This is a genomic window from Streptococcus cristatus (genome assembly GCF_003943505.1).
GTDB lineage: Bacteria > Bacillota > Bacilli > Lactobacillales > Streptococcaceae > Streptococcus > Streptococcus cristatus_E.
Window position 1 is genome coordinate 34,891 of the sequence record NZ_RJPS01000004.1, and the last position, 21,747, is coordinate 56,637.

Annotated in this window: 20 protein-coding genes; 9 read left to right on the forward strand and 11 right to left on the reverse strand. The window is 43.9% G+C overall.

The window, feature by feature from the left end:
- Window positions 1-39 precede the first annotated feature (39 nt).
- Window positions 40-1,296: a competence/damage-inducible protein A gene (locus D8792_RS04570; protein WP_185758399.1), complete on the reverse strand. Its 1,257-nt coding sequence runs from the start codon at window positions 1,294-1,296 to the stop codon at window positions 40-42.
- 268 nt (window positions 1,297-1,564) lie between these two features.
- Between D8792_RS04570 and D8792_RS04575 the strand changes: the two genes are divergently transcribed.
- Window positions 1,565-1,975: a helix-turn-helix domain-containing protein gene (locus tag D8792_RS04575; protein WP_125373073.1), complete on the forward strand. Its 411-nt coding sequence runs from the start codon at window positions 1,565-1,567 to the stop codon at window positions 1,973-1,975.
- Window positions 1,976-2,156: 181 nt separating this feature from the next.
- On the opposite strand, the gene D8792_RS04580 is transcribed toward D8792_RS04575, so the two are convergent.
- The 3 genes from D8792_RS04580 to ruvA are packed head-to-tail and all read right to left on the reverse strand — an operon-like array spanning window position 2,157 to window position 3,978.
- Window positions 2,157-2,816: a CPBP family glutamic-type intramembrane protease gene (locus D8792_RS04580; protein WP_125373074.1), complete on the reverse strand. Its 660-nt coding sequence runs from the start codon at window positions 2,814-2,816 to the stop codon at window positions 2,157-2,159.
- A 4-nt stretch (window positions 2,817-2,820) separates the two neighbouring features.
- Window positions 2,821-3,375, reverse strand: coding sequence for a DNA-3-methyladenine glycosylase I (locus D8792_RS04585; RefSeq protein WP_125373075.1), 555 nt, complete (start codon window positions 3,373-3,375; stop codon window positions 2,821-2,823).
- 9 nt (window positions 3,376-3,384) lie between these two features.
- A complete protein-coding gene (ruvA, locus tag D8792_RS04590; protein ID WP_125373076.1) occupies window positions 3,385-3,978 on the reverse strand; it encodes a Holliday junction branch migration protein RuvA in 594 nt (197 codons plus the stop codon).
- A 169-nt stretch (window positions 3,979-4,147) separates the two neighbouring features.
- Between ruvA and D8792_RS04595 the strand changes: the two genes are divergently transcribed.
- On the forward strand, window positions 4,148-4,651 hold the full coding sequence (locus D8792_RS04595; RefSeq protein ID WP_125373077.1) for a helix-turn-helix domain-containing protein: 504 nt from the start codon (window positions 4,148-4,150) through the stop codon (window positions 4,649-4,651).
- Window positions 4,635-5,156: an RDD family protein gene (locus D8792_RS04600; RefSeq protein WP_185758400.1), complete on the forward strand. Its 522-nt coding sequence runs from the start codon at window positions 4,635-4,637 to the stop codon at window positions 5,154-5,156. The genes D8792_RS04595 and D8792_RS04600 overlap by 17 nt, the downstream gene beginning before the upstream one ends.
- Before the next feature lie 35 nt (window positions 5,157-5,191).
- Here the strand turns inward: D8792_RS04600 and mutL are convergent, their stop codons facing one another.
- Window positions 5,192-7,135, reverse strand: coding sequence for a DNA mismatch repair endonuclease MutL (gene mutL / locus D8792_RS04605; RefSeq protein ID WP_125373080.1), 1,944 nt, complete (start codon window positions 7,133-7,135; stop codon window positions 5,192-5,194).
- Between the two features lie 184 nt (window positions 7,136-7,319).
- Here mutL and D8792_RS04610 point away from each other — a divergent pair, with 184 nt between their 5' ends.
- Together D8792_RS04610 and D8792_RS04615 are read left to right on the forward strand one after the other, a co-directional pair.
- Complete coding sequence (locus D8792_RS04610; RefSeq protein WP_125373081.1) at window positions 7,320-7,760, forward strand: LytTR family DNA-binding domain-containing protein; 441 nt, start codon at window positions 7,320-7,322, stop codon at window positions 7,758-7,760.
- Entirely contained in the window at window positions 7,757-8,227 is a 471-nt protein-coding gene (locus D8792_RS04615; RefSeq protein ID WP_125373082.1) for a DUF3021 family protein, read from the forward strand. The genes D8792_RS04610 and D8792_RS04615 overlap by 4 nt, the downstream gene beginning before the upstream one ends.
- Before the next feature lie 196 nt (window positions 8,228-8,423).
- Here D8792_RS04615 and mutS read toward each other — a convergent pair whose 3' ends face one another.
- The gene (gene mutS / locus D8792_RS04625) at window positions 8,424-10,973 is read right to left on the reverse strand and encodes a DNA mismatch repair protein MutS (RefSeq protein WP_125373084.1); all 2,550 of its coding nucleotides are present in this window, start codon (window positions 10,971-10,973) and stop codon (window positions 8,424-8,426) included.
- 72 nt (window positions 10,974-11,045) lie between these two features.
- Window positions 11,046-11,486, reverse strand: a complete 441-nt coding sequence (argR, locus tag D8792_RS04630; protein ID WP_125373085.1) for an arginine repressor — start codon at window positions 11,484-11,486, stop codon at window positions 11,046-11,048.
- 125 nt (window positions 11,487-11,611) lie between these two features.
- Here argR and argS point away from each other — a divergent pair, with 125 nt between their 5' ends.
- Complete coding sequence (gene argS / locus D8792_RS04635) at window positions 11,612-13,300, forward strand: arginine--tRNA ligase (protein ID WP_125373086.1); 1,689 nt, start codon at window positions 11,612-11,614, stop codon at window positions 13,298-13,300.
- 51 nt (window positions 13,301-13,351) lie between these two features.
- Window positions 13,352-13,618: a MarR family transcriptional regulator gene (locus D8792_RS04640; RefSeq protein WP_125373087.1), complete on the forward strand. Its 267-nt coding sequence runs from the start codon at window positions 13,352-13,354 to the stop codon at window positions 13,616-13,618.
- A 47-nt stretch (window positions 13,619-13,665) separates the two neighbouring features.
- Here the strand turns inward: D8792_RS04640 and nrdI are convergent, their stop codons facing one another.
- From nrdI to malQ, 4 genes are all read right to left on the reverse strand, one after another.
- Entirely contained in the window at window positions 13,666-14,142 is a 477-nt protein-coding gene (nrdI, locus tag D8792_RS04645; RefSeq protein WP_376739435.1) for a class Ib ribonucleoside-diphosphate reductase assembly flavoprotein NrdI, read from the reverse strand.
- Between the two features lie 63 nt (window positions 14,143-14,205).
- Window positions 14,206-14,724, reverse strand: coding sequence for an ABC transporter permease (locus tag D8792_RS04650; RefSeq protein ID WP_125370809.1), 519 nt, complete (start codon window positions 14,722-14,724; stop codon window positions 14,206-14,208).
- 192 nt (window positions 14,725-14,916) lie between these two features.
- A complete protein-coding gene (gene glgP / locus D8792_RS04655) occupies window positions 14,917-17,178 on the reverse strand; it encodes a glycogen/starch/alpha-glucan family phosphorylase (RefSeq protein ID WP_125373090.1) in 2,262 nt (753 codons plus the stop codon).
- Window positions 17,179-17,217: 39 nt separating this feature from the next.
- The gene (gene malQ, locus D8792_RS04660; RefSeq protein ID WP_260470224.1) at window positions 17,218-18,735 is read right to left on the reverse strand and encodes a 4-alpha-glucanotransferase; all 1,518 of its coding nucleotides are present in this window, start codon (window positions 18,733-18,735) and stop codon (window positions 17,218-17,220) included.
- A 317-nt stretch (window positions 18,736-19,052) separates the two neighbouring features.
- On the opposite strand from malQ, the gene D8792_RS04665 reads away from it, so the two are divergent.
- Both D8792_RS04665 and D8792_RS04670 read left to right on the forward strand, forming a co-directional pair.
- Window positions 19,053-20,312 carry an extracellular solute-binding protein gene (locus tag D8792_RS04665; protein ID WP_005591470.1) on the forward strand — a complete coding sequence of 420 codons (1,260 nt, stop codon included), beginning with the start codon at window positions 19,053-19,055 and terminating at the stop codon, window positions 20,310-20,312.
- A gap of 145 nt (window positions 20,313-20,457) precedes the next feature.
- Window positions 20,458-21,747, forward strand: a complete 1,290-nt coding sequence (locus D8792_RS04670) for a carbohydrate ABC transporter permease (RefSeq protein ID WP_125373092.1) — start codon at window positions 20,458-20,460, stop codon at window positions 21,745-21,747.

Below are 21,747 nucleotides of genomic sequence, written 5' to 3' on the forward strand. Positions count from 1 at the left end.
CTAAAATGTCTTTTGGCCATCTGTTTATTATACCAAAAATCAGTCCTTTAATAAAGTTTTTCGTACGAGGTTGAAGGCGTGCATGACGGCAATCTTCCGCACATCCCGTCGGCTGCGACCAGCAATATTGACCTCAATCATTTCCGTTCCTGATTCACTCGCTAAGCCGATAAAAACAGTTCCAGCTGGATGGCCTTCCAGTGAATCTGGGCCAGCCACACCTGTCAGACTGACAGCCAAGTCGCTCTGAGTCAGCTTTCTAGCCTGCTCTGCCATTTTCCCAGCCGTAAAAGCGGAAACGACGCCATACTGCTCCAGATCTCCCAATGGAATATCCAGCATCCGACTCTTTTCCTCCATACTGTAAGTGACAAAGCCACCTGAAAAAATGGAGGACGCCCCAGCAAAATCCGCTAAGGTTGCTTGAAAAAGACCAGCTGTCAGACTCTCTGCCGCCGAAATTGTCTTCCCTTGACTCTTTAGCAACTCAAAAGCCACCTGTGCCAAGGAATTGTCATCCCCATAACCATAGAAAATCTCTGACAGTGACTGTCCTTCAAAAGTCTTATGTGCCAAAATTTCCTTTTCCACAGCCTCAAACTTAGCATCCGCTTCTGCCTGACTCAGAGCCTTAGTGGACAATCGCAAAGTCACTTCGCCCGTCTTTGCATAAGGTGCAATGGTCGGATCACTTTGTTGATCAATCATCTGAGCCAAAATAGTCACCAACTGACTCTCGCCAATATCGAAGAAGCGCAGCACCCGTGAATACAATTTCTGGCCTGTGGATAAGAGGGGAACCAGCTCGTTATTAACCATAGGCTTGAGCTCACTAGGCGGGCCTGGCAGGACCACATAGGTCGCTCCATCAACTTCTAGTAAGCCGCCAACGGCCAGGCCTGTCGCATTTGGTAGCGGAGTCGAGCCTGTAACCAGCTGGGCCTGACGCTCATTGTTGGGCGTTCGAGCATAATCTGGTCGACTGGCAAAAAAACGGTCCAACTTTTCCACAGCCGCTGGGTCGAAGCTCAAACCTCGACCTACAAACTTAGCCAAGGTCTGCTTGGTCAAATCATCCTCTGTTGGCCCCAGCCCCCCTGTCAGGATAATTAAATCACTGCGCTTTTTGGCAATTTCTAGGACAGAGAGAAGACGGTTTTCATTGTCCCCCACTGCTGTCTGAAAATAGACATCAATCCCTAGACTAGCTAGCTTTTCAGATAAAAATTGGGCATTGGTATTGACAATCTGACCTGTCAGAATCTCGGTGCCCACAGCAATAATTTCTGCTTTCATAGAACCTCCTACCTTACTATTCGGAATTGGCTTTATTTTATCACAAAAAAGGGCAAAAAAGTTGATTTTCATGTCATGAAATAAAAAGAACTGTCAACTTATTGACAAAGTTGTCAACATCCTGTGGATAACTTTTGGAATTCTGTTTGTTATGGAGAATAACTGGATCGTTAGGCAGATGCTATTGGCAAAGGAGACTTTTCTTTTTATAATAAACATGAAAAGGACGTAAAAGTAATTTATTCATTTCGTTAGAAAGGGAACCATCATGAAAATCTCTCAAGTTCTCAAAGACATTCGTCAACATCATCAGCTCACTCAGGAAGCCTTGGCTGAAAGACTCAAGGTTTCCCGCTCTGCCATTGCCCGCTGGGAAAGCGAAAAAGGTATCCCTGATATTGGAAATCTCATCGCCATTAGCCGCGAGTTTGATCTCAGCTTGGACCAGCTCATCAAGGAGGATGGGCGCTTGGAGAAAAAGGTCATCGAAGACAGCAAGGCCAAGAAATGGCACTATTTGGTCATTTTCTACCTCTTCTCCGTTTTGGTTGAAATCGCCATCTTTGCTTATTTACACCATATCTTTATGGCGGGCTTCCTCGTCTCAACTCTCTTTATGCTTTTCTTCGAGCTGCGCATCTTTATCAAGGAAAAGATTTGGATGCAGAAAGGGGAATAAGAGAGTAGAGATAACAAAAAGAGTTTGGGACAAAAAGATTTCAATTTTTAAAAATCTCAATTATTAAGCCCTTCAAATCTATAATTAAATGCGAAAAGCGAACAAAGCAGAATTCTGATTACCAGAAAACTAGTTTTGTTCGCTTTTTATATTTGAGGTCGGACTTTTGTCCCAGACTCTTTTATTGATTTATAGTCAATAAGGTAATCACAAAAGCAATGATATTGTTGCAACAATGGAGGACAATTGGATACCAGATATTTTTGTCCTTTCTCAGATATAGGAGCGAGAGAAGAAGACCCCCGGCAATGTAGGAAATAGCTGTCACCCACTCTGACAAGACCCAGCTGTGCATATGCAGGGTAGCAAATAGAAAGGTGGTTAACACAATACCAAGCCAGTTAGGGAATTTTGCCATGAAGCTGCCTAGGAAAAAGCGACGGAAGAAAAACTCTTCAACTATTGGCCCAATAAAGCAGCCGACCACCAAGATTAGAAAGGGATTTTTCAACAAGGCACCTTGAATATTGGCTTCATTCTGTCCCTGCAGTGGCAAGCCTAGACTGTGTTTAATCAGAGCTGAAAGCAAGTTGCAGGCAATGGACAGGAGGAAAACAAAGACCATATACAAGGAAATCGTTTTTAGAAATTCCTTCTTCTTGGTCAGAATCAAGGCTAGCTGCTCCTTTAATTCTTCACGATAAGCTAAGATTCCCAAGATAAATAAAAGGAAATAAACTGGGTAAATCAACCAATTTATCCCAATCAACTGCAAGCCTCTACCTAGGAATAAGATCGTATAGAGGGTGATAAAAATAAGGAGAAATTTTCTTGTTTTCATTGTTCTACTTCCAATCACAATCATTTTCATGGTCATTGATAAGGCCAGCTGCTTCTAAGAATGAATAGACACAAACTGGACCGACAAATTTGAAGCCTTGCTTTTTCAGCGCCTTGGACATAGTTTCTGACAGCTCTGTCTTAGTAGGTGCTTCCTTGTAGTTCGTAATTTGATTGTCAATCATTTTGAAATCGACAAAGGACCAGATATAGTCATTAAAAGAGCCAAACTGCTTTTGAACAGCCAGAAAAGCTTGGGCATTATCCCTAGTTGCATAGATCTTCATCTTATTGCGGACGATATTAGGATTATCCAAAAGAGCATCCAAGTCTGCATCCGTCATCTGGACAATTTTCTGGGCATCATAGAAATGAAAAGCTTCTCGGAAGGCTTGGCGTTTATTCAGAATGGTCTCCCAAGAAAGTCCAGCCTGATAGGTCTCCATACAAAGCAATTCAAATAATTTCTGATCATCATGGAGGGGCTTGCCCCACTCCTCATCATGATAGGCTACATACAAAGGGTTATTCATTTTTACCCAGCCGCAGCGTTTGGTCATATCTTCCTCCTATTTCACCAACATCTTAAGGGCAGACTTGATATAGTTTTCCGCCGTATCAGTCGTGCCTTCAAAGAATTTCTTGATTTTCTTGAGTTCAGCGGCTTTGTAGCCCAGAGCCAGCATGGCTTCCATGGCTTCTTCCAATTCTTGATTTTCATTGCTAGCTTGTACTGCAGCCTTGGCAGGAAGTTCGTCACCAGCTACTGCCACTTTTCCTTCCAAGTCCAGCACCATCTGCTGGGCTGTCTTCTTGCCAATTTTAGGAAACTTGGTCAGGTAGGTGATGTTTTTCTGCTCAATAGCTTGTACCAAGCCAACATTATCATCAGCTGCAATAATAGCCAGGGCAGACACTGGGCCAATACCTGAGACTGAAATCAAGCTGAGAAAGAGTTGCTTCTCCTCCTCGGTTGCAAAACCATATAAGAGTTCCGCATCTTCTCTTACCACCTGGTGAACATAGACCTTAGCTTCCTGATGGAGATGTCCTGAGTAAGCATAAGGGTTGGCCACATGAAGAATATAGCCGATAGAGTTGACTTCCAATACAATATACTTGGCTGTGATTTTACTGATGATTCCTTTAAAATATTCGTACATAATCTTCCTTCTTTTTGTATCATTTTGCTTATCTAGTATATCATATTTTTGGTCTAGAAACTGCAAATAGAAGTGCAACCGGTGGTTGACAAAATGTACAGGAAGCTGTATTCTCAAGATAACTAAAAGCTGTTAGGATAGAGTCAGCAAAGAAAAGGAGGCTGTCACGATGAAACTCGCTGATAAATTATTTGAACTAAGAAAAGAAAAAGGCTGGTCACAAGAAAAACTGGCTGAACAGATCAATGTCTCTCGCCAGAGCATTTCCAAGTGGGAGTCTGGCCAAGCGCTGCCAGAACTGGAAAAAATTGTAGAGCTGAGCAAGATTTTCCAGGTGACGACAGATTATCTACTTTTAGAAGAAAGTGACAAGCCGGAAATAAAACCCGTCCTCTCAGAAGACGAAAAAGACCGCTACTATCAGCAAGTAAAATCTTATGGCTTCTGGCATATTTTGTATATTCTTGTATCAGCCTTGGCTATTTATCTCTTTTCCGCAGGTTCTATCTTTCCAGCAAAATTCACTGCCCTAGTCTGGTTAACTTTTTTCCTCCTAGTCGCATCAGCAATGGCTATTAACAAGGCGCTAAAGATTAAGGAAAAGTATCTGGACAAGGTTATCGGCTTTGATGATTCTAAAAAAGAAGATGCTCAAGATGAAACTAAAAACTGACAATCCCCTACCTGTCAAAACTCGTCTGAAAGAGCTGATTGGAGACTGGCTCTTCATCTCAGGCTACCTCATTGCTCTTTTTTTACTAGCTATGGGCTTTTACAATCTGGTTCTAGGAGGCATTCCTGTATTCACTGAAGCCCAGAGCCAGCTTCTGGCTTTTTCTAGCTCAGTCCTGCCTCTAACTATTATCTTTGCTTGGTTAGACTATAGAAAAGGCAGTTTTGGCAAGCGTTGGGCAGGTTTACAGTTAGTTTACAAGCATAGGAGCTTTGCTCACAGCCTTTTGCGCTCTGCTATCAAGTTTGTCCCTTGGCAGCTGGGGCATATGGGAGCTATCCGTAGTGCTTATCAAGCAGATGCCCTGTCAATTTTCTTGTCAACTTCAGCAGGGATTTTCTTCCTGATCTTTTTGCTGATGGGACTACTTCGCAAAGACAAACGCCATCCAGCTGATTTGCTTGCTGGAACGCAAGTTCAGCTCAACAATTCAAAACAGCTCTAGTTCGATGACTAGGGCTGTTTGATCTTCTATACAGTTTAGTATTTCCCTAACTCCCTCAGGCTAGTATGATTTTCCTGAATGCGGCGGAACATTTTTTCCATATCCGACTTGGTAAAGTTGACCAAGACCGGTCGGCCGTGTGGGCAGTTGTAAGGATTATCACACTGGGACAGCTGAAAGAGCAAATCACGCGCAGAATAGTCATCCAGACTGTGATTGGCCTTGATGGAGCGTTTGCAGCTCATCATAATGGCTAGCTCTGCTCGATATTTCTTGATAGAAACTTCCTTGGTCAGGAGAAGCATATCACACATTTCATAGATGCCGGCCTCAATCTCCTCTTCTTTGAACCAAATCGGATGTTCACGAAGGATAAACTGATTGGCTCCGTACTCTTCTAAAAAGATGCCAGCGTCTTCTAACAGCTCCATCCGCTGCTTGATTCGCAGCATATCGTCCGCTGGAAATTCAAAGATATAAGGCACTAAGAGTTGCTGCTGGCTATTGTCCACATCCCCAATCTTCTCCCGATAATACTCATACTTGACCCGCTCTTGGGCAGCATGCTGGTCAATAATGTAAAGACCGCCCTTGCCCTGAGCAAAGAGATAGGTACCATGCATCTGCCCGAAGTATTCTAACTCTGGGAAGCTTGACTTCTCTTCCTGTTCTAACTTATCCACAGCCCGCTCCAGACTAGCCTGGTCTAGCTCGGGATGGTCTAGTTGGTCATAGCTGGCCAGCTTTCTCTCTGCGAATTTGACCGAAGTCGGTTGTGGCTCTGCTTTTTCGTCAGTATTTGCCTGAACAGGTTCTGATGTTTCTTCAAAGGATAGTTGCTGCTCGGCCACCTGTGGCTTGAGGAAGAAGTCATTCTGCTCCTTATCGTAGTAGAGGCGATTTTCTTTAAGAGGAAGGCTGGTCTGCTCAGGCTTATTGGCACGCTTAACAGTTGATTTGGCAAGATTTTCCAAAGCATCCGGGATAAGATCCTGCTCCTTGAGACTGGTCGCAATGGCTTGCGAAATCAAAGCCATGAGTTCCCGTTCTTTAGAAATCCGCACCTCTTGCTTGGTCGGATGGACATTGACATCAGCCAGATAAGGGTCAATCTGAATATTGATGACCGCGAGTGGAAAGCGGCCTACCATAAGCTTGCTGCCGTAGCCGTCCAAAATAGCACGATTGAGCAGGAAATTCTTAATATAGCGACCGTTGATAAGGATCGTAATATAATTACGATTTGCACGAGTCAGCTCGGGCAGACTGACATAGCCGCTCACCTCAAAGTCCAGATCTGAAGCAGAGATTTCCACCATTTTCTTAGCTGTTGCCAGACCATAGATTCCCGCAATAGCCTGACGTAGATTGCCACTACCGGCAGTCCTTGTCATTTCGCGGCCGTCGCTGACAAGGGTGAAAGCCACCTCCGGATGGGCCAGACTGAGCCGATTAATCACATCAACGATATGGGACAGCTCAGCCTGCTGGCTCTTCATATACTTGAGCCGGGCTGGAGTATTGAAGAAGAGATCTTCTATCTTGATTTTCGTTCCCACCGGGCTGCTAGTAGGCACATGCTCTTCAATCTCACCACCTTGGGCAACCAGCAGAGTCCCGTGCTGGCCGGCTTCCGTCGCTGTCTCAATAGTAAAACGCGAGACAGAAGCAATAGAAGGAATGGCCTCGCCACGAAAACCCAGTGTCCGAATCCGAAAGAGATCCGCCTGCTTCTTGATTTTACTGGTAGCATGGCGGCGAAGGGCCAGAGGGACATCTTCGTGGTCTATTCCCTCGCCATTATCCGTCACCTGAATGCTCTTGAGTCCAGCCTCTTCGATTTCGATGGTAATCTGGCTGGCACCCGCATCAATTGAATTTTCCACTAGCTCCTTGACCACGCTGCTAGGCCGCTCAATGACTTCACCGGCCGCAATCTGATTGGCTAGAATTTCTGGAAGTTCGATAATTTTTGACATCATTTTCTCCGTATTTGTTCTGCTATCTATTATAACACATTGGGCTCTTTCTATCAGAAGGCAGCCTTTTCTTGACCATTCTGCCCGCCAGCCAAACCATATAGACACAAATAGCTGCCACATAGACAAAAGGGCTTGTTTTCGCTGCTAAGTTGCGGTTTAATAAAGGTGAAAGGAGGAAGTTATGAAAGTTAAGCTAAGAATCGATTCTCAAGTTACCGAAGACTCCGTTAGCATTGAGGCTCGCCTCATGACAGAAAGTATTCAGGAATTGGTCCACTTTGCTCAACATCTAGGCAAAGAAGACAAGATTCATGTCAAAAAAGAAGATGAAATCTATCTGCTGGATGCTAAGGAAATCCACCGAATCTATACAGAAAATCGCCAGGTTCAGGTTCGAACGGCAAAAGACGGCTATCGAGCTCAACAAGCTCTTTATCAGTTGCTGCAGGTCCTGCCGGAGTATTTCCTGCAGATTTCTCAGTCGGAGATTATCAACAGCCGACAAATCAGCCACCTCAAGCTGACTCCAAATGGTCTGATTCAAATATTTCTGAAAAACGGCGACCAGACATACTCGTCCCGCCGTTATCTCAAATCTATCAAAGAAAGGTTGCAATTATGAAAACTCGTCTTAAAGAACTCTTTTTCGGAGGGATTGGAGGGATTTTCATCGGTCTCTTCTTCTCCATGATTGTTTCTTATTTTTACAATCCAGCTTATCTACCGCTGCACCCTCGCTCCCCTATCGGTCACTTCTTTTTGAGCCAACATGTCCATGTTTCCCTCATCATGCTCTACTGCATGCTTGTCTGGTTTATCATGGGAGCTGTTTTCAGATGGAGTGGAAGCTTCTTCCAAAGAGACTGGAGCATCGTGCGCTCCATCGTCAGTCACTATAGTGTGATGATTCTGACCTTTGCACTTTTAGCTAATCTAGCTGGATTTTTCCCAAGAGAAAAAATACTCAGCCTGACACTGACTGCCGTTGGGGAATTCACCCTCATTTATCTGATTATTTCAGCTATCATCTACTATCGCACCTACCGCAACATTCAAAAAATCAACAGTGGTTTGTCTAGCAAATCGTGAGAAACAAAAAGAGCGAGAGTGGGATAGAAATCGGTAATTCGTTAGAATTCGATTTCGTCGTCCCACCTCCGCACAGTTGAGTAGGGCTGTAAAAGCTGATGAAATCAGCGTAGTAGAGCCCACTCAACCACTGCGTCTTGCTCGACAATCCAAAGACAATTGAGAGGCTAGGACTTTTGTCCCAGCCTCTTTGTTTTTACAGCTTTTTCTTGAGCTCGGCCACTGCCGCCATAACTTCCAGGGGGGTCATATTGTAGATGTCCAAGTCTCGGAGTTCAGTCAGGACTGGATTTTCCGTTCCTTCTGCAAAAAGAGACATCTGCTCCGCCACTTGCGGCTGCTTCGATCTGGATGCAGTAGGAAACTCTGAGCCTAGTCCTGTATCCTGACTCTCCAAATGGCTCAAAATGCTATCCGCCCGCTCCAGTAATTTCTCAGGAAGTCCGGCAATCTTCGCTACATGGATTCCGTAGGACTTGTCAGCCGGACCCAGCTCAATCTTATGCAGAAAAGTCACCTGCCCGTCCTTTTCCAAGGTTGCCACATGGACATTTTCCAAATGCTCCAAACTATCCTCTAAGGCTGTCAGCTCATGATAGTGGGTGGCAAAGAGGGTTTTGGCTCCAGTATAGTGATGAATATGCTCGATAATAGCCTGAGCCAGCGCCATCCCATCGTAAGTAGCCGTCCCACGGCCCAGCTCATCAAAGAGAATGAGCGAACGCTCGCTGGCCTGTCGAATGGCCCGATTGGCCTCCATCATCTCCACCATAAAGGTGGACTGCCCGGACACCAGATCATCTGCTGCACCGATGCGAGTGAAAATCGCATCGAATAGCGGCAGACTGGCAGACTGAGCTGGCACATAAGATCCCATCTGTGCCATAATGACGATGATCGCCAGTTGGCGCATATAGGTCGATTTCCCGCTCATATTAGGTCCGGTAATGAGCTGGATGTCCGTTTCCTGGTCCAGCAGAATACTATTTGGAATATAGCTCTGGACTCCCATGACCTTTTCCACGACAGGATGGCGGCCTTTTTCAATTTCCAGACGGCGATCCCCAGTAAAGACAGGGCGCACTAAATGCTGCTGTTCTGCCACCGCAGCAAAACTCTGCAGGACATCTACAGCTGCAAGCGTTTGTGCCAAGGCCTGCAAGCGCTGGATGTATTTGCCAGCTTCCTCGCGAATCCGCATGAAAATTTCGTATTCCAGATTAGCAGATTTTTCACGCGCCTCCAACATCTCTCCCTCAATTCGGGCCAACTCCTCCGTTCCGAAACGCTCCGAATTTTTCAGGGTCGCCTTGCGGAAGAAATGACTGGGCACATGAGCCAGCTGGGAATTGGTCACGTGGAAATAGTAACCATCTTTTTTATTATAATCAATCTTCAGATTGCTGATGCCGCTGTTAGCACGTTCTTTGACTTCCAGCTCCGCAATCCATCCGGTCCCATCCCTCAGCACAAGCCGATACTGATCCAAGGTCTCATCAAAGCCTGTCCGAATGATATTACCCTCGGTGATGATATGGGGCGCATCCGGCGAAATAGCCGAGCTAATCAAGCCCGCCAACTCTGGAATAGGATCCAGGCCCTCAATCAAACGAGCTAGATGCGGGCTGCCGATTCCTTGCAAGATAGCCTTAATCTGAGGCACATTGCCCAATGTAACTGCCAGCTGCAGCAGATCCTTGGGATTGGTCTTGCCAAAAGAAACCCGACTAGCCAGCCGCTCAATATCATAGACTCCCTTGAGGCTCTCCGTCAAATCACTCCGCTCAAAGAAATGATTCAGAAAAACCTCGACGACATTCTGCCGCTGGCTAATTCGCGCTTCATCAATCAGCGGACGCTGAATCCAAGAGCGCAGCATGCGGCCGCCCATGGCCGTCTTGGTCTCGTCCATCAGCCAATAAAGACTGCCGTGCTTCTTGCCTGAACGAGCATTTTCTGTCAAATCCAGACTCGCCTTGGTGGCATAGTCCATTTGCAGAAAGTCCTTGATTTCATAATGCTGGGCCTTCTTTAAATGGCTGAGCTCCCTCATCTGGGTCTGGTGCACATACTCCAGCAATTTCCCTGCTGCCTGACGTTCCATAGGAGACAGCTCCTCGCCCAGCAGCTGGACATCGTCCAAGGCCGTCTGTACATAGGACAGTAAAAGATTCATCTGTCCAGCCAACACCTGCTCCTCAGCTTCTGGCAAGGTATAGCCCAGCACCACTTCCCTAGCCTTCAAATTGCGAATTTCCCCGCAGACTAGGCTAAAGTCCTCTAAACTAGTCACCTGAAACTCACCGGTCACCAAGTCCATATAAGCCAGACCATAGAGGCCGTCTGAGTAATCCAGAGCCACCAGAAAGTTATTAGCAGAGTCCGGCTTACTGGAGTCCACTACCGTCCCCGGTGTGATAACCTGAACGACCTCCCGCTTGACAACGCCCTTGGCTTCCTTGGGATCTTCCATCTGCTCCGCAATCGCTACCTTATAGCCTGACTCGACCAAAACATCAATATACTGCTGTGCCGAATGATAGGGAACTCCAGCCATGGGAATCGGATTTTCTGCATTTTTATTGCGGCTGGTGAGGGAAATCTCTAAAATCTGGGCGGCATTGACCGCATCATCATAAAACAACTCATAGAAATCCCCCATCCGAAAGAGCAAGAAAGCATCTGGATAGTCCTTTTTGATATCCAAATACTGCTGCATGCCTGGCGATAACTTTTCTACTGCCATCTCTATCCTTTCTAAAAACAAACGAGGTCAGGACTTCCGTCTCAAACCTCTCCGTCAATTCTAAGCTTTTGGCTATTCCATGCCTTCTTTGACACTCGTTTCGATTTCTCTAGCCGCATCCTGATCCCGGCAAATCACGAGCAAGGTATTGGCCCCTGCAACGGTTCCTAAAATCCGACTATCCAGCGAACCATCTACCACATTTGCCAAGACCGTCGCTTCGCCCAGCCCTGTACGGAAAACCAGCGTGAACTCCGCTCTAGAAACAGCCTGAACATGACTGGCCAGAAATCCAGCCAGATCCAATTCCTCTGCTTCATGAGCCAGCACATAGTAGACTTGCCCGTCTTTCTTCAGCTTGGTCAAGCCAATCTCTCTTAAATCCCGCGAGAGGGTTGTTTGGGTCACAAATATCCCCTCGTCTTCCAGTCTTTTTTGAATATCCTTTTGTGTTCCTAACTTTTCTTCCTTGATCATCCATTTAATAAGCTGATGACGCTCACTCTTTCTCATACTCGACCTCATTGACTGAATATTTATACTCTCAATTATATCAAAAAATCTATCTTATACCAAAAAAATTGAAGATTCCTCATAAAATATGATAGAATAGTAACAAAAGACCCAAAGGAGCAAATATGGATAATAAACAATTAATCGCTAGCGAGTTGGCCAAAGTTATTGACAGCTTGGACCAAAGCGCTATCTCTAACCTACTAGAGCAACCGAAAAGTTCCGATCTTGGAGACATTGCCTTCCCAGCTTTCTCACTTGCAAAAGTAGAACGCAAGGCTCCTCAAGCTATCGCTGCGGATATTGCTGAAAAGATCGACCCAAGTCATTTTGAAAAAGTTGTCGCAACTGGACCTTATGTCAATTTCTTCCTCAACAAAGCTAAAATCTCTGATCAAGTTATCAAAGAAGTCATCAAGGAAGGCGCTGACTATGGTCAACAGAACGAAGGTCAGGGCGAAAATATTACCATCGACCTTTCCAGTCCCAACATTGCGAAACCTTTCTCTGTCGGTCACTTGCGCTCAACTGTTATCGGAGATGCCTTATCCAATATCTTTCGCAAGATGGGCTACAATACCATCAAGATCAATCACTTAGGTGACTGGGGCAAGCAATTCGGTCTTCTCATGGTTGCCTACAAGAAGTGGGGCTACAAGGAAGCCGTTGAAGCCAACCCAATTGATGAACTCTTGCAACTTTACGTCCGCATCAATGCTGAAATCGAAAACGATCCAGCCTTGGACGACGAAGGCCGCCTCTGGTTCAAGAAATTGGAAGATGGCGATCCAGAAGCAACAGAACTATGGCAATGGTTCCGTGACGAAAGTCTCGTTGAATTTAACCGCATCTATGAATTGCTCGGCGTTGAATTCGATAGCTTAAACGGAGAAGCCTTCTACAATGACAAGATGGACGAGGCCGTGAAAATTCTGGAAGACAAGGGTCTCCTGAAAGAATCAAAAGGCGCTAGCATTGTGGACTTGGATGATGTCAACCTTCCACCAGCTATGATTAAAAAATCAGACGGTGCTACGCTTTACATCACCCGTGATATTGCCACTGCTATGTACCGTGCACGCACTTACAACTTCGTCAAGAATGTTTATGTCGTTGGTCAAGAACAATCAAACCACTTCCGTCAGCTCAAAGCTGTCCTTAAGAAGATGGGATTTGACTGGAGCGATGATATGATCCACGTGGATTTTGGTCTGGTTACGAAGAATCGTCAAAAACTTTCAACACGTAAAGGAAACATCATCCTTCTGGAACCAACTCTGCAAGAAGCGATCAGCCGGGCAAAAGCTCAAATTGAAGAGAAAAATCCAAATCTGGAAAACAAAGAAGCTGTTGCCCATGCAGTTGGTGTTGGTGCCGTTAAATTCTACGACCTTAAAACTGACCGTCGCAATGGTTACGACTTTGATTTGGAAGCAATGGTTTCCTTTGAAGGTGAAACTGGACCGTATGTGCAGTATGCCTATGCACGTATCCAGTCTATCCTACGCAAAGCAGACTTCAAGCCAAGTCTTGACGCTAACTACAACCTCAACGATACTGAAAGCTGGGAAATTATCAAACTGCTCCAAGACTTCGCTCGCGTAGTCAAACGTGCATCCGATAACTTTGAGCCATCTCTGATTGCCAAATACGCGATCAGCCTAGCTCAAGCCTTCAATAAATACTATGCTCACACTCGCATCTTGGATGAAACTCCGGAACGTGACAGCCGTCTAGCTCTTAGCTACGCCACTGCTGTTGTACTGAAGGAAGCTCTCCGCATGCTTGGTGTAGAAGCACCAGAAAAAATGTAACCCTACACAAACCTTCCAGTTTTGGGAGGTTTTCTTAGGAAGAGATATTTTATGAATGAAACTGCTTATATTTTAGTTGCCCTTAGCTTGGTCATTCTCTTTTTGTACAACAAAAGAGAAAAGGTAAAGTTGCAGATTTTGCTGCAGCAGGAACTCCTAAAAAGTGATCATTTTCGACAAGAACTCCAAGAAAAAATGGCCACTAGTGAAAACCAAAATGACCTTATTGCTTACGTTAACAAAAACTACCGTTTAGGAATTTTATATTCAAAAGAGCTGGTCGAAACTATCACCGGCGAACAAGCAAGTCAAGAATAGAAACAAAAGCCGCTCAGTCAACAACTGTTGACTGAACGGCTTTTTTCTTATGCTTTTATTCCGTACAATTCCTCGATAATGCCAGCTACTTTTTTAATATCGCCTAACATACCACGCATTTCAAAATCAGCTAAAACCGGGAAGCCAAAACATTGGCTGTATTGTTTAGCAGTCAGGCAGTACTGATTATTAAAGTTACGGTTGCCACTTCCGATAACTCCAAAACACTTGCTAGCATTTTGCCCATAGGCAATAAAATCGGCTACATCCGTCGTGAGAATTTCGACATCGCCATTATCCACACCATTACCACCTTCTAGATAGGTCGGTAGAAAAGTGATGAAGGGGTTAGTCATTTCAAAGAAAGGCCGTCCCTCTTTAACCAAATCTTTGATGTGAATTTTCTCAATCTCTAAACTCGGATGCTGCTCTAACAAATAGTCGCTCAAACGACGGACAAAACTCTCTGTATTGCCACTCAAGCTGATATAAACTAAGGAAACTTTCATGTTTATTTGCTCCATTCCAAAAAAATAACATTTATCCGCTCATCTAGCTTATCAGCAGTAAATGTTATTTGCTAAATCTTAATCTTCTTCAGCTACTTCTACACTCTCAGCTTCCTTTTGCTGCTTGATCAACTTAAAGATAACGATGGAAAGAAAGATAAGACTAACAACAACAGAGAAGCCAATAGTAAAGTTCAGGCCTAGTATCTGAGATGAGAGTAAGGATGGATCTGAAAAAGAAGACGTTGCAATCCCTTTTGCTACCACATAACCGTACGCTGTTCCAATCAAGCCAATAAGAACGTTCGCGATGTAAATAAGATTTGCTTTGAAAATATCTTTCTTAAAAACAAAGAACCAAGCTGCAATCAAAAGAAGCAAGCCAACATAAAAGAAAATATTATTTATTAGCGAACCTGACAGTTCAGCGCTCTTACTAAAGTAAGTTGCATACTGAGATTTTGCTGGCTCATTAACCCCTTTTAGCAAGGTTTCCACGGCATCATTTGAAGAGGAAAACTTCGAAATAAGCCCCCACAAAGTGCCTACTGTTTCTAACCCCAGTAAGACATAGAGATAAATTGGTTTCTTTTTCATAACAACCTCCTGTAAAGAAATACTTTTTCTTATTATACACCCAAAAGAAAAGACTGACAAGAGACAAGGTCTGCTACGATTTTAAAAGCTCCACTACCAAAAAAACTTATCTTCCAAGGCTACTTACTCGAGTCTTCTAACAAGAGAAAAGCCAAGACAGGACTGTCTAGGCTTTTTAAGTTATTCAATTTATTAGTTATCCAAATGCCATACTTCGTCATTGTATTGTTGGATTGTACGATCTGCTGAGAAGAAGCCAGCTTTTGCAATGTTAACGATCACTTTATCCAACCATGCATCGCGGTCTTCGTAGTCAGCAAGCATTTGCTCTTTGACTTTGATGTAGTCTTCCAAGTCAAGAAGCGTCATGAACCAGTCTTTGTTGATCAATTCATTGTAAAGACGTTCCAAGCGTTCTTTCTTACCTACTGCAAGAACAGCATCGCTGATGATAAAGTCAACCAACGGTTTGATAGCTGGACGAGCGTAAAATTCGCTTGATTTGTAAGCTGCTTTTGCGTAAAGGTCGATAACTGTTTCTGAATCTTCACCAAAGATGTAGATGTTGTCTTTGCCAACCAACTCAGCGATTTCCACGTTAGCGCCGTCCATAGTACCAAGTGTCAAAGCACCGTTGAGCATGAATTTCATGTTACCAGTACCTGAAGCTTCTTTAGAAGCAAGTGAAATTTGCTCAGAAATATCACCAGCTGCAATCAAGAAGCTTGATGCTGTAACGTTATAGTTCTCAACCATAACCACTTGCAAGTATGGTGCCACTGCTGGGTCATTCGCGATGATTTCTGACAAGCAAAGGATCAAGTGAATGATGTCTTGGGCAATTGTGTAAGCAGGCGCTGCCTTACCACCAAAGAAGACAGTGATTGGGCGAGCAGGAATGTTACCAGCCTTGATGTCCAAGTATTTGTGGATCACATACAATGCATTCATTTGTTGGCGCTTGTACTCATGAAGACGCTTGATTTGGATATCAAAGATAGATTCTGGATTGATTTCCACGCCTTGAGCTTCCTTCAAGTGACGAGCCAATTTACGCTTGTTGTGAGACTTGATGCCTTCTAGCTTTTCTTTAACTTCTTGCTTGCCGGCAAAGTCAAGTAGACCTTCCAACTTAGCAGCATCATGGTGCCAATCGCGACCAAGAAGTTCATCTAAATAGCTAGACAAACGTGGGTTTGCGTGCATGAGCCAACGACGGAATGTGATACCGTTTGTCTTGTTGTTGAATTTCTCTGGATAAATATCGTAGAAAGCTTTCAACTCAGAGTTCTTCAAGATTTCAGTGTGGAGTGCTGCAACCCCGTTAACGCTGTATCCATAGTGGATATCCATGTGTGCCATGTGAACACGACCACTCTCGTCAATGATTTGAACAGCTGGATCTTTGTATTCTGCTTTGACACGACGATCCAATTCTTTGATGATTGGTACCAAGTGAGGAACCACTTCTTGCAAGAATTCAAGAGGCCATTTTTCAAGGGCTTCAGCAAGGATAGTGTGGTTTGTGTAGGCAGTCATGCTACGCACGATTGAGATTGCTTCATCAAGCTCGATACCACGTGCAGTCAAAAGACGGATCAACTCAGGAATAACCAGTGATGGGTGAGTATCGTTGATTTGTACAACTGCGTAGTCTGCAAGGTCATGCAAGTTGCTTCCTTTTTCGATCGCTTCATCGATGATCAATTGTGCACCGTTTGAAACCATGAAGTATTGTTGGAAGATACGGAGCAATTCACCTTGCTTGTCGCTATCATCTGGATAAAGGAAAAGAGTCAAGTTGTGAGCGATATCTGTCTTGTCAAATTCGATTCCCTCTTTGATGATTGAAGAATCAACTGAATCCAAGTCAAACAAGCGCAAACGGTTTTTAGTTGCTGTCTTATAACCTGGCACATCAATATCATAAAGAGTAGATGTCAAAGTGAAGTGAGCAAATGGCACTTGGTAGCTACGGCTTGAACGAACCAACCAGTTTTGCTCTGTCAACCAGAAGTTTGGAATAGTTGTTTGCTCATTGTTTTTAAGAACTTGTTGGAAAAGACCGAAGTGATAGTTAAGACCCACACCGTCACCATTGAGACCCAAGGTTGCAATAGAGTCCAAGAAGCAGGCTGCCAAACGGCCTAAACCACCGTTACCAAGAGATGGTTCCAATTCCACTTCTTCTACTTCGATCAGGTCTTTGCCTGCCGCTGCCAATTCATGCTTAACATCGTCATAAAGACCCAAGTTAATCAAGTTGTTTGACAAGAGTTTTCCGATAAGAAACTCAGCTGAGATGTAGTAGAGCTTCTTTTTACCAGTATTGACTGGTTTTTGAGCACTAGCCAATTTTGTGTAGTTCAAGAGAGCCAAGTAAAGCTCTTCATTGCTACAATCAGCAATTTGCTTTTGATAAGTATTTTGGATATATGTTTGTAAGTTTGACATGATTTCTCCTAGTATTAGAAAGTATTGAAATTTATTGTCTTATGAAAGTAAGTCCGTATTCAGACGACGATAGACCTTAGTCAAATGATAAAGCTGACCTTCTACAATCGGGTTAAGCTCTTCAGCCGTCATCCGCCATGCCCAGTTACCACCAATTGTAGAAGGCAGGTTCATGCGGGCAGAGCCATCTAGCTCTAGCAAATCTTGCATCGTTGCGATAGCCATGTAGCTAACGGAAGCAAAGATTGTACGAAGCATTGCATGTGGCACCGTTTCGTATTCTTTGCGGTTAGTGTACTGAGCCATGTATTCACGGGTTGGATCATCGATCTCATCCTTATACCAGCCCAATACAGTATTATTGTCGTGAGTACCAGTGTACATCACAGAATTATGTGGCGCCAAGTGTGGACTATCGATGCTTTCATCATCTGGGTTGAAAGCGAATTGAAGAATCTTCATACCTGGGAAGCCAGTACGCTCACGCAATTCAATGACTTCATCTGTCATGAATCCAAGGTCCTCTGCAATGATGTTCAAATCACCCAAAGCTTCTTTCACTGCGGCAAATAGTTTATAACCTGGTCCTTTGACCCAGTGACCAGTAGCCGCTGTATCAGACTCAGCTGGCACTTCCCAATAAGACTCAAAGCCACGGAAGTGGTCGATCCGAACAATGTCATAAATCTTAAAGCTTTCGCGAAGACGCTCAATCCACCAAGCATAGCCATCTTGATCCATGGCATCCCAATTATAAATTGGGTTACCCCACAATTGGCCAGTCTCCGAGAATTCATCTGGTGGGCAGCCAGCAACCTTGACTGGGCGACCTTGCTTATCTGTCTTGAAGAAGTGAGGCTGAGCCCAAACATCTGCGCTGTCAGCAGCTACATAGATTGGCATGTCTCCAACGATTTCGATGTGATGGTCATTGGCATATTTCTTGAGTTCTAGCCATTGTTTAAAGAAGAGATATTGAGTTACACGATGGTACTCCAGCTTGTCTGCCAATTTCTCACGATAGCTAGCCAAACTTTCTGGTTGGCGACGACGAATTGCTTCATCTGGCCATTCTGTCCAAGCTTTCAGATCAAAATGCTCTTTAACAGCCATGTATTCCGCAAAAAGCTCCAACCAAGCTGCATTTTCCGCAACAAAGTGACGGAATTTGTCAAGATCGCCAACTTTAAGGAAACGAGCAACCGCTTTTTCCAAAAGAGGACGACGTGCTTCAAATACTTTTGCATAATCCACAGCTTTTGGATCATCACCAAAATCAACACCTTTTAGATCTTCTTCTGCCAACAGGCCTTCGTCAATCAAGAAATCCAAATCAATAAAGTGAGTATTCCCTGCAAAGGCTGAGAAAGACTGGTAAGGAGAGTCCCCGTAACTAGTCGTTCCCAAAGGCAAGATTTGCCAATAACGTTGCTTCGTTCTAACTAAGAAATCCACAAAATCATAAGCAGACTGACCAAAAGAACCAATCCCGTACTTGCCTGGCAAAGAGGAAATGTGCATCAATACACCACTTTGTCTCGCTTTCATATGTAACACCTCAAAAATTTTTTCATGCTTGTTTCCTACTTTATTTAGCGAAAACGTTTGCGTTGCTTGAATTATAACCTATTTTTTTTTCAAGTGCAAGCTTTTTAAAAAACTTTTTTATTTATTATACCATAGATTTCCATTTTCTTTCCTTATATATCATCTAAATTAACATTCTTTCCTTAAAAATTTTTTAAAATTTTCTTAAAAACGCTTGCAAGCGTTTACCTTTTGTGCTAAAATTATTTTAAGTTCAAGAAAACGTTTGCGCTATGCAAGCGTGTTCTTAGATGGTATTACACTTTTATTCTTTAGGAGGAATAATCATGAAAAACAAAATGTTGAAGAGCGTTGCTGTTCTCGGTACTGTTGCTTTAGCAGGTTTTATTTTGACAGCCTGCGGTAGCAAATCTTCTAAAAAAGAAACTGCTGCAAGTAATGAGCTCACTGCTTATGTAGACCCAGGCTACAAGAGCTACATGGAAGAAGCTGCCAAAGCTTACGAAAAAGAAACCGGAACAAAGGTCACTATCAAAACTGGTGATGCTCTTACAGGTCTTGATAACCTTTCACTTGACAACCAATCTGGTAAATCTCCAGATGTCATGATGGCACCATACGACCGCGTAGGAAGCCTAGGTGCTGACGGACAACTTTCAGAAGTTGAGTTGGGTAAAGATGCAAAAGCTGACGATACTACTAAATCTTTGGTATCAATCGACGGTACTACTTACGGTGCTCCTGCTGTTATCGAGACCTTAGTAATGTACTATAACAAAGACCTGATCCAAAAAGCTCCTACAACATTTGCTGAACTTGAAGAATTGGCTAAAGATAGCAAGTACGCTTTTGAAGGAGAAGACGGTAAAACAACTGCCTTCCTTGCTGACTGGACAAACTTCTACTATGCTTACGGTCTCCTTTCTGGAAACGGTGCTTATGTCTTCGGTAAAGATGGTACAGATCCTAAAGATGTAGGTTTGGCTAACGAAGGTGCTATCAAAGGAATTGAGTACGCTAAAACTTGGTATGCAAAATGGCCTAAAGGTATGCAAGATACAGAAGGTGCTCCTAACTTGATCCAAACTCAATTCCAAGGTGGAAAAACTGCAGCAATCATCGACGGTCCTTGGAAAGCTGCATCTCTTAAAGAAGCTAAAGTAAACTACGGTGTAGCAACTATCCCAACACTTCCAAACGGCAAAGAATACAAAGCCTTTGGTGGTGGTAAAGCTTGGGTCATCCCTGCTGGTTCTAAGAACGTTGACGGCGCACAAAAATTCGTTAACTTCCTTGCATCAACTGCACAACAAAAAGCTCTTTACGATGCAACAAACGAAGTTCCTGCTAACACAGAAGCACGTGAATACGCTGTAAGCAAGAAAGATGAATTGACAGATGCGGTTGTTAAACAGTTCAAATCTGCAGAACCAATGCCAAACATCTCTGAAATGAGTACTGTTTGGGATCCAGCTAAGAACATGCTCTTCGATGCTGTAAGCGGCAAGAAAGATGCTAAAACTTCAGCTGAAGATGCTGTTAAATTGATCAAAGAAACTATCGATCAAAAATTCGGCAACAAATAAGCAAGTTTAAATAAAGGGGTGGGAATTTTCCCTACCCCTTGTTTGATAGAATGAGGATTTATTCTATCTTCTAATAAGAAAAACTCAGATTAGGACTTGTACTTGCTGCACTTCCTCAATCTTTCTCGTATCTAAGGAGACTACAATGACAAAAAAAGATCCCAAACAAGCCATGTTGCGCTCCCTCATTCCAGGGTTGGGGCAAATCTATAATGATCAAAAAGCCAAAGGATACATCTTTCTTGGGGTTACAGTTGCATTTTTAGCTTATTTCGTAGCTATTGCCCTACCAGAAATTGAAAATCTCATCACTCTTGGTGAAGTCCGTGGGGACAACTCACTCTTCATGCTGATTCGCGGTGCCTTCCATCTCATCCTTGTGGCATTTTTCCTGATTTTCTATGGATTTAACTTGAAGGATGCTCGGACGGTTGCTAAACAGTGGAACAATGATTATCCTGTTCATACTACCTTGAAGGAAATGTTTGATGGAATCTATGAAAATGGCTTCCCTTACTTGCTGATTATTCCTTCTTATCTGGCGATGACCTTTGCCATCATTTTCCCTGTATTGGTAACACTCTTGATCGCCTTTACAAACTATGATTTCAAACACTTGCCGCCAAATAAACTCTTGGATTGGGTTGGCTTTACCAACTTTGCTAACATTTGGCAATTGAGCACCTTCCGTGCGGCCTTTGGTTCTGTCTTGACTTGGACTATCATCTGGGCACTGGCAGCCTCTACTTTGCAAATCGTAATCGGTATTTTCACCGCTATCATTGCCAACCAGCCATTCATCAAAGGAAAACGCATCTTCGGTGTTATCTTCTTGCTTCCTTGGGCAGTTCCAGCCTTTATCACTATCCTGACTTTCTCAAATATGTTCAACGATAGTATCGGGGCCATCAATACTCAGGTTATCCCACTTCTCGGCAAGGTTCTCCCTTTCTTAAATGGACATCTGATTCCGTGGAAGACTGATCCGACTTGGACTAAGATTGCTCTGATTATGATGCAGGGTTGGCTTGGATTCCCTTATATCTACGTCCTGACCCTAGGTATCTTGCAGTCTATTCCAAATGACCTTTACGAGGCAGCCTACATCGACGGAGCCAATGCTTGGCAGAAATTCCGCAACATCACTTTCCCAATGATCTTGGCAGTTGCGGCACCAACTTTGATCAGTCAATACACCTTTAACTTTAATAACTTCTCAATCATCTACCTCTTCAATGCAGGTGGTCCTGGTAGTGTCGGTGGAGGAGCCGGTTCAACTGATATCCTGATCTCTTGGATTTATCGATTGACCACAGGTACAGCACCACAATATTCAATGGCGGCGGCCGTTACCCTCATCATCTCCATCATCGTCATCTCTATCTCTATGATTGCCTTCAAGAAACTACACGCATTTGATATGGAGGATGTATAA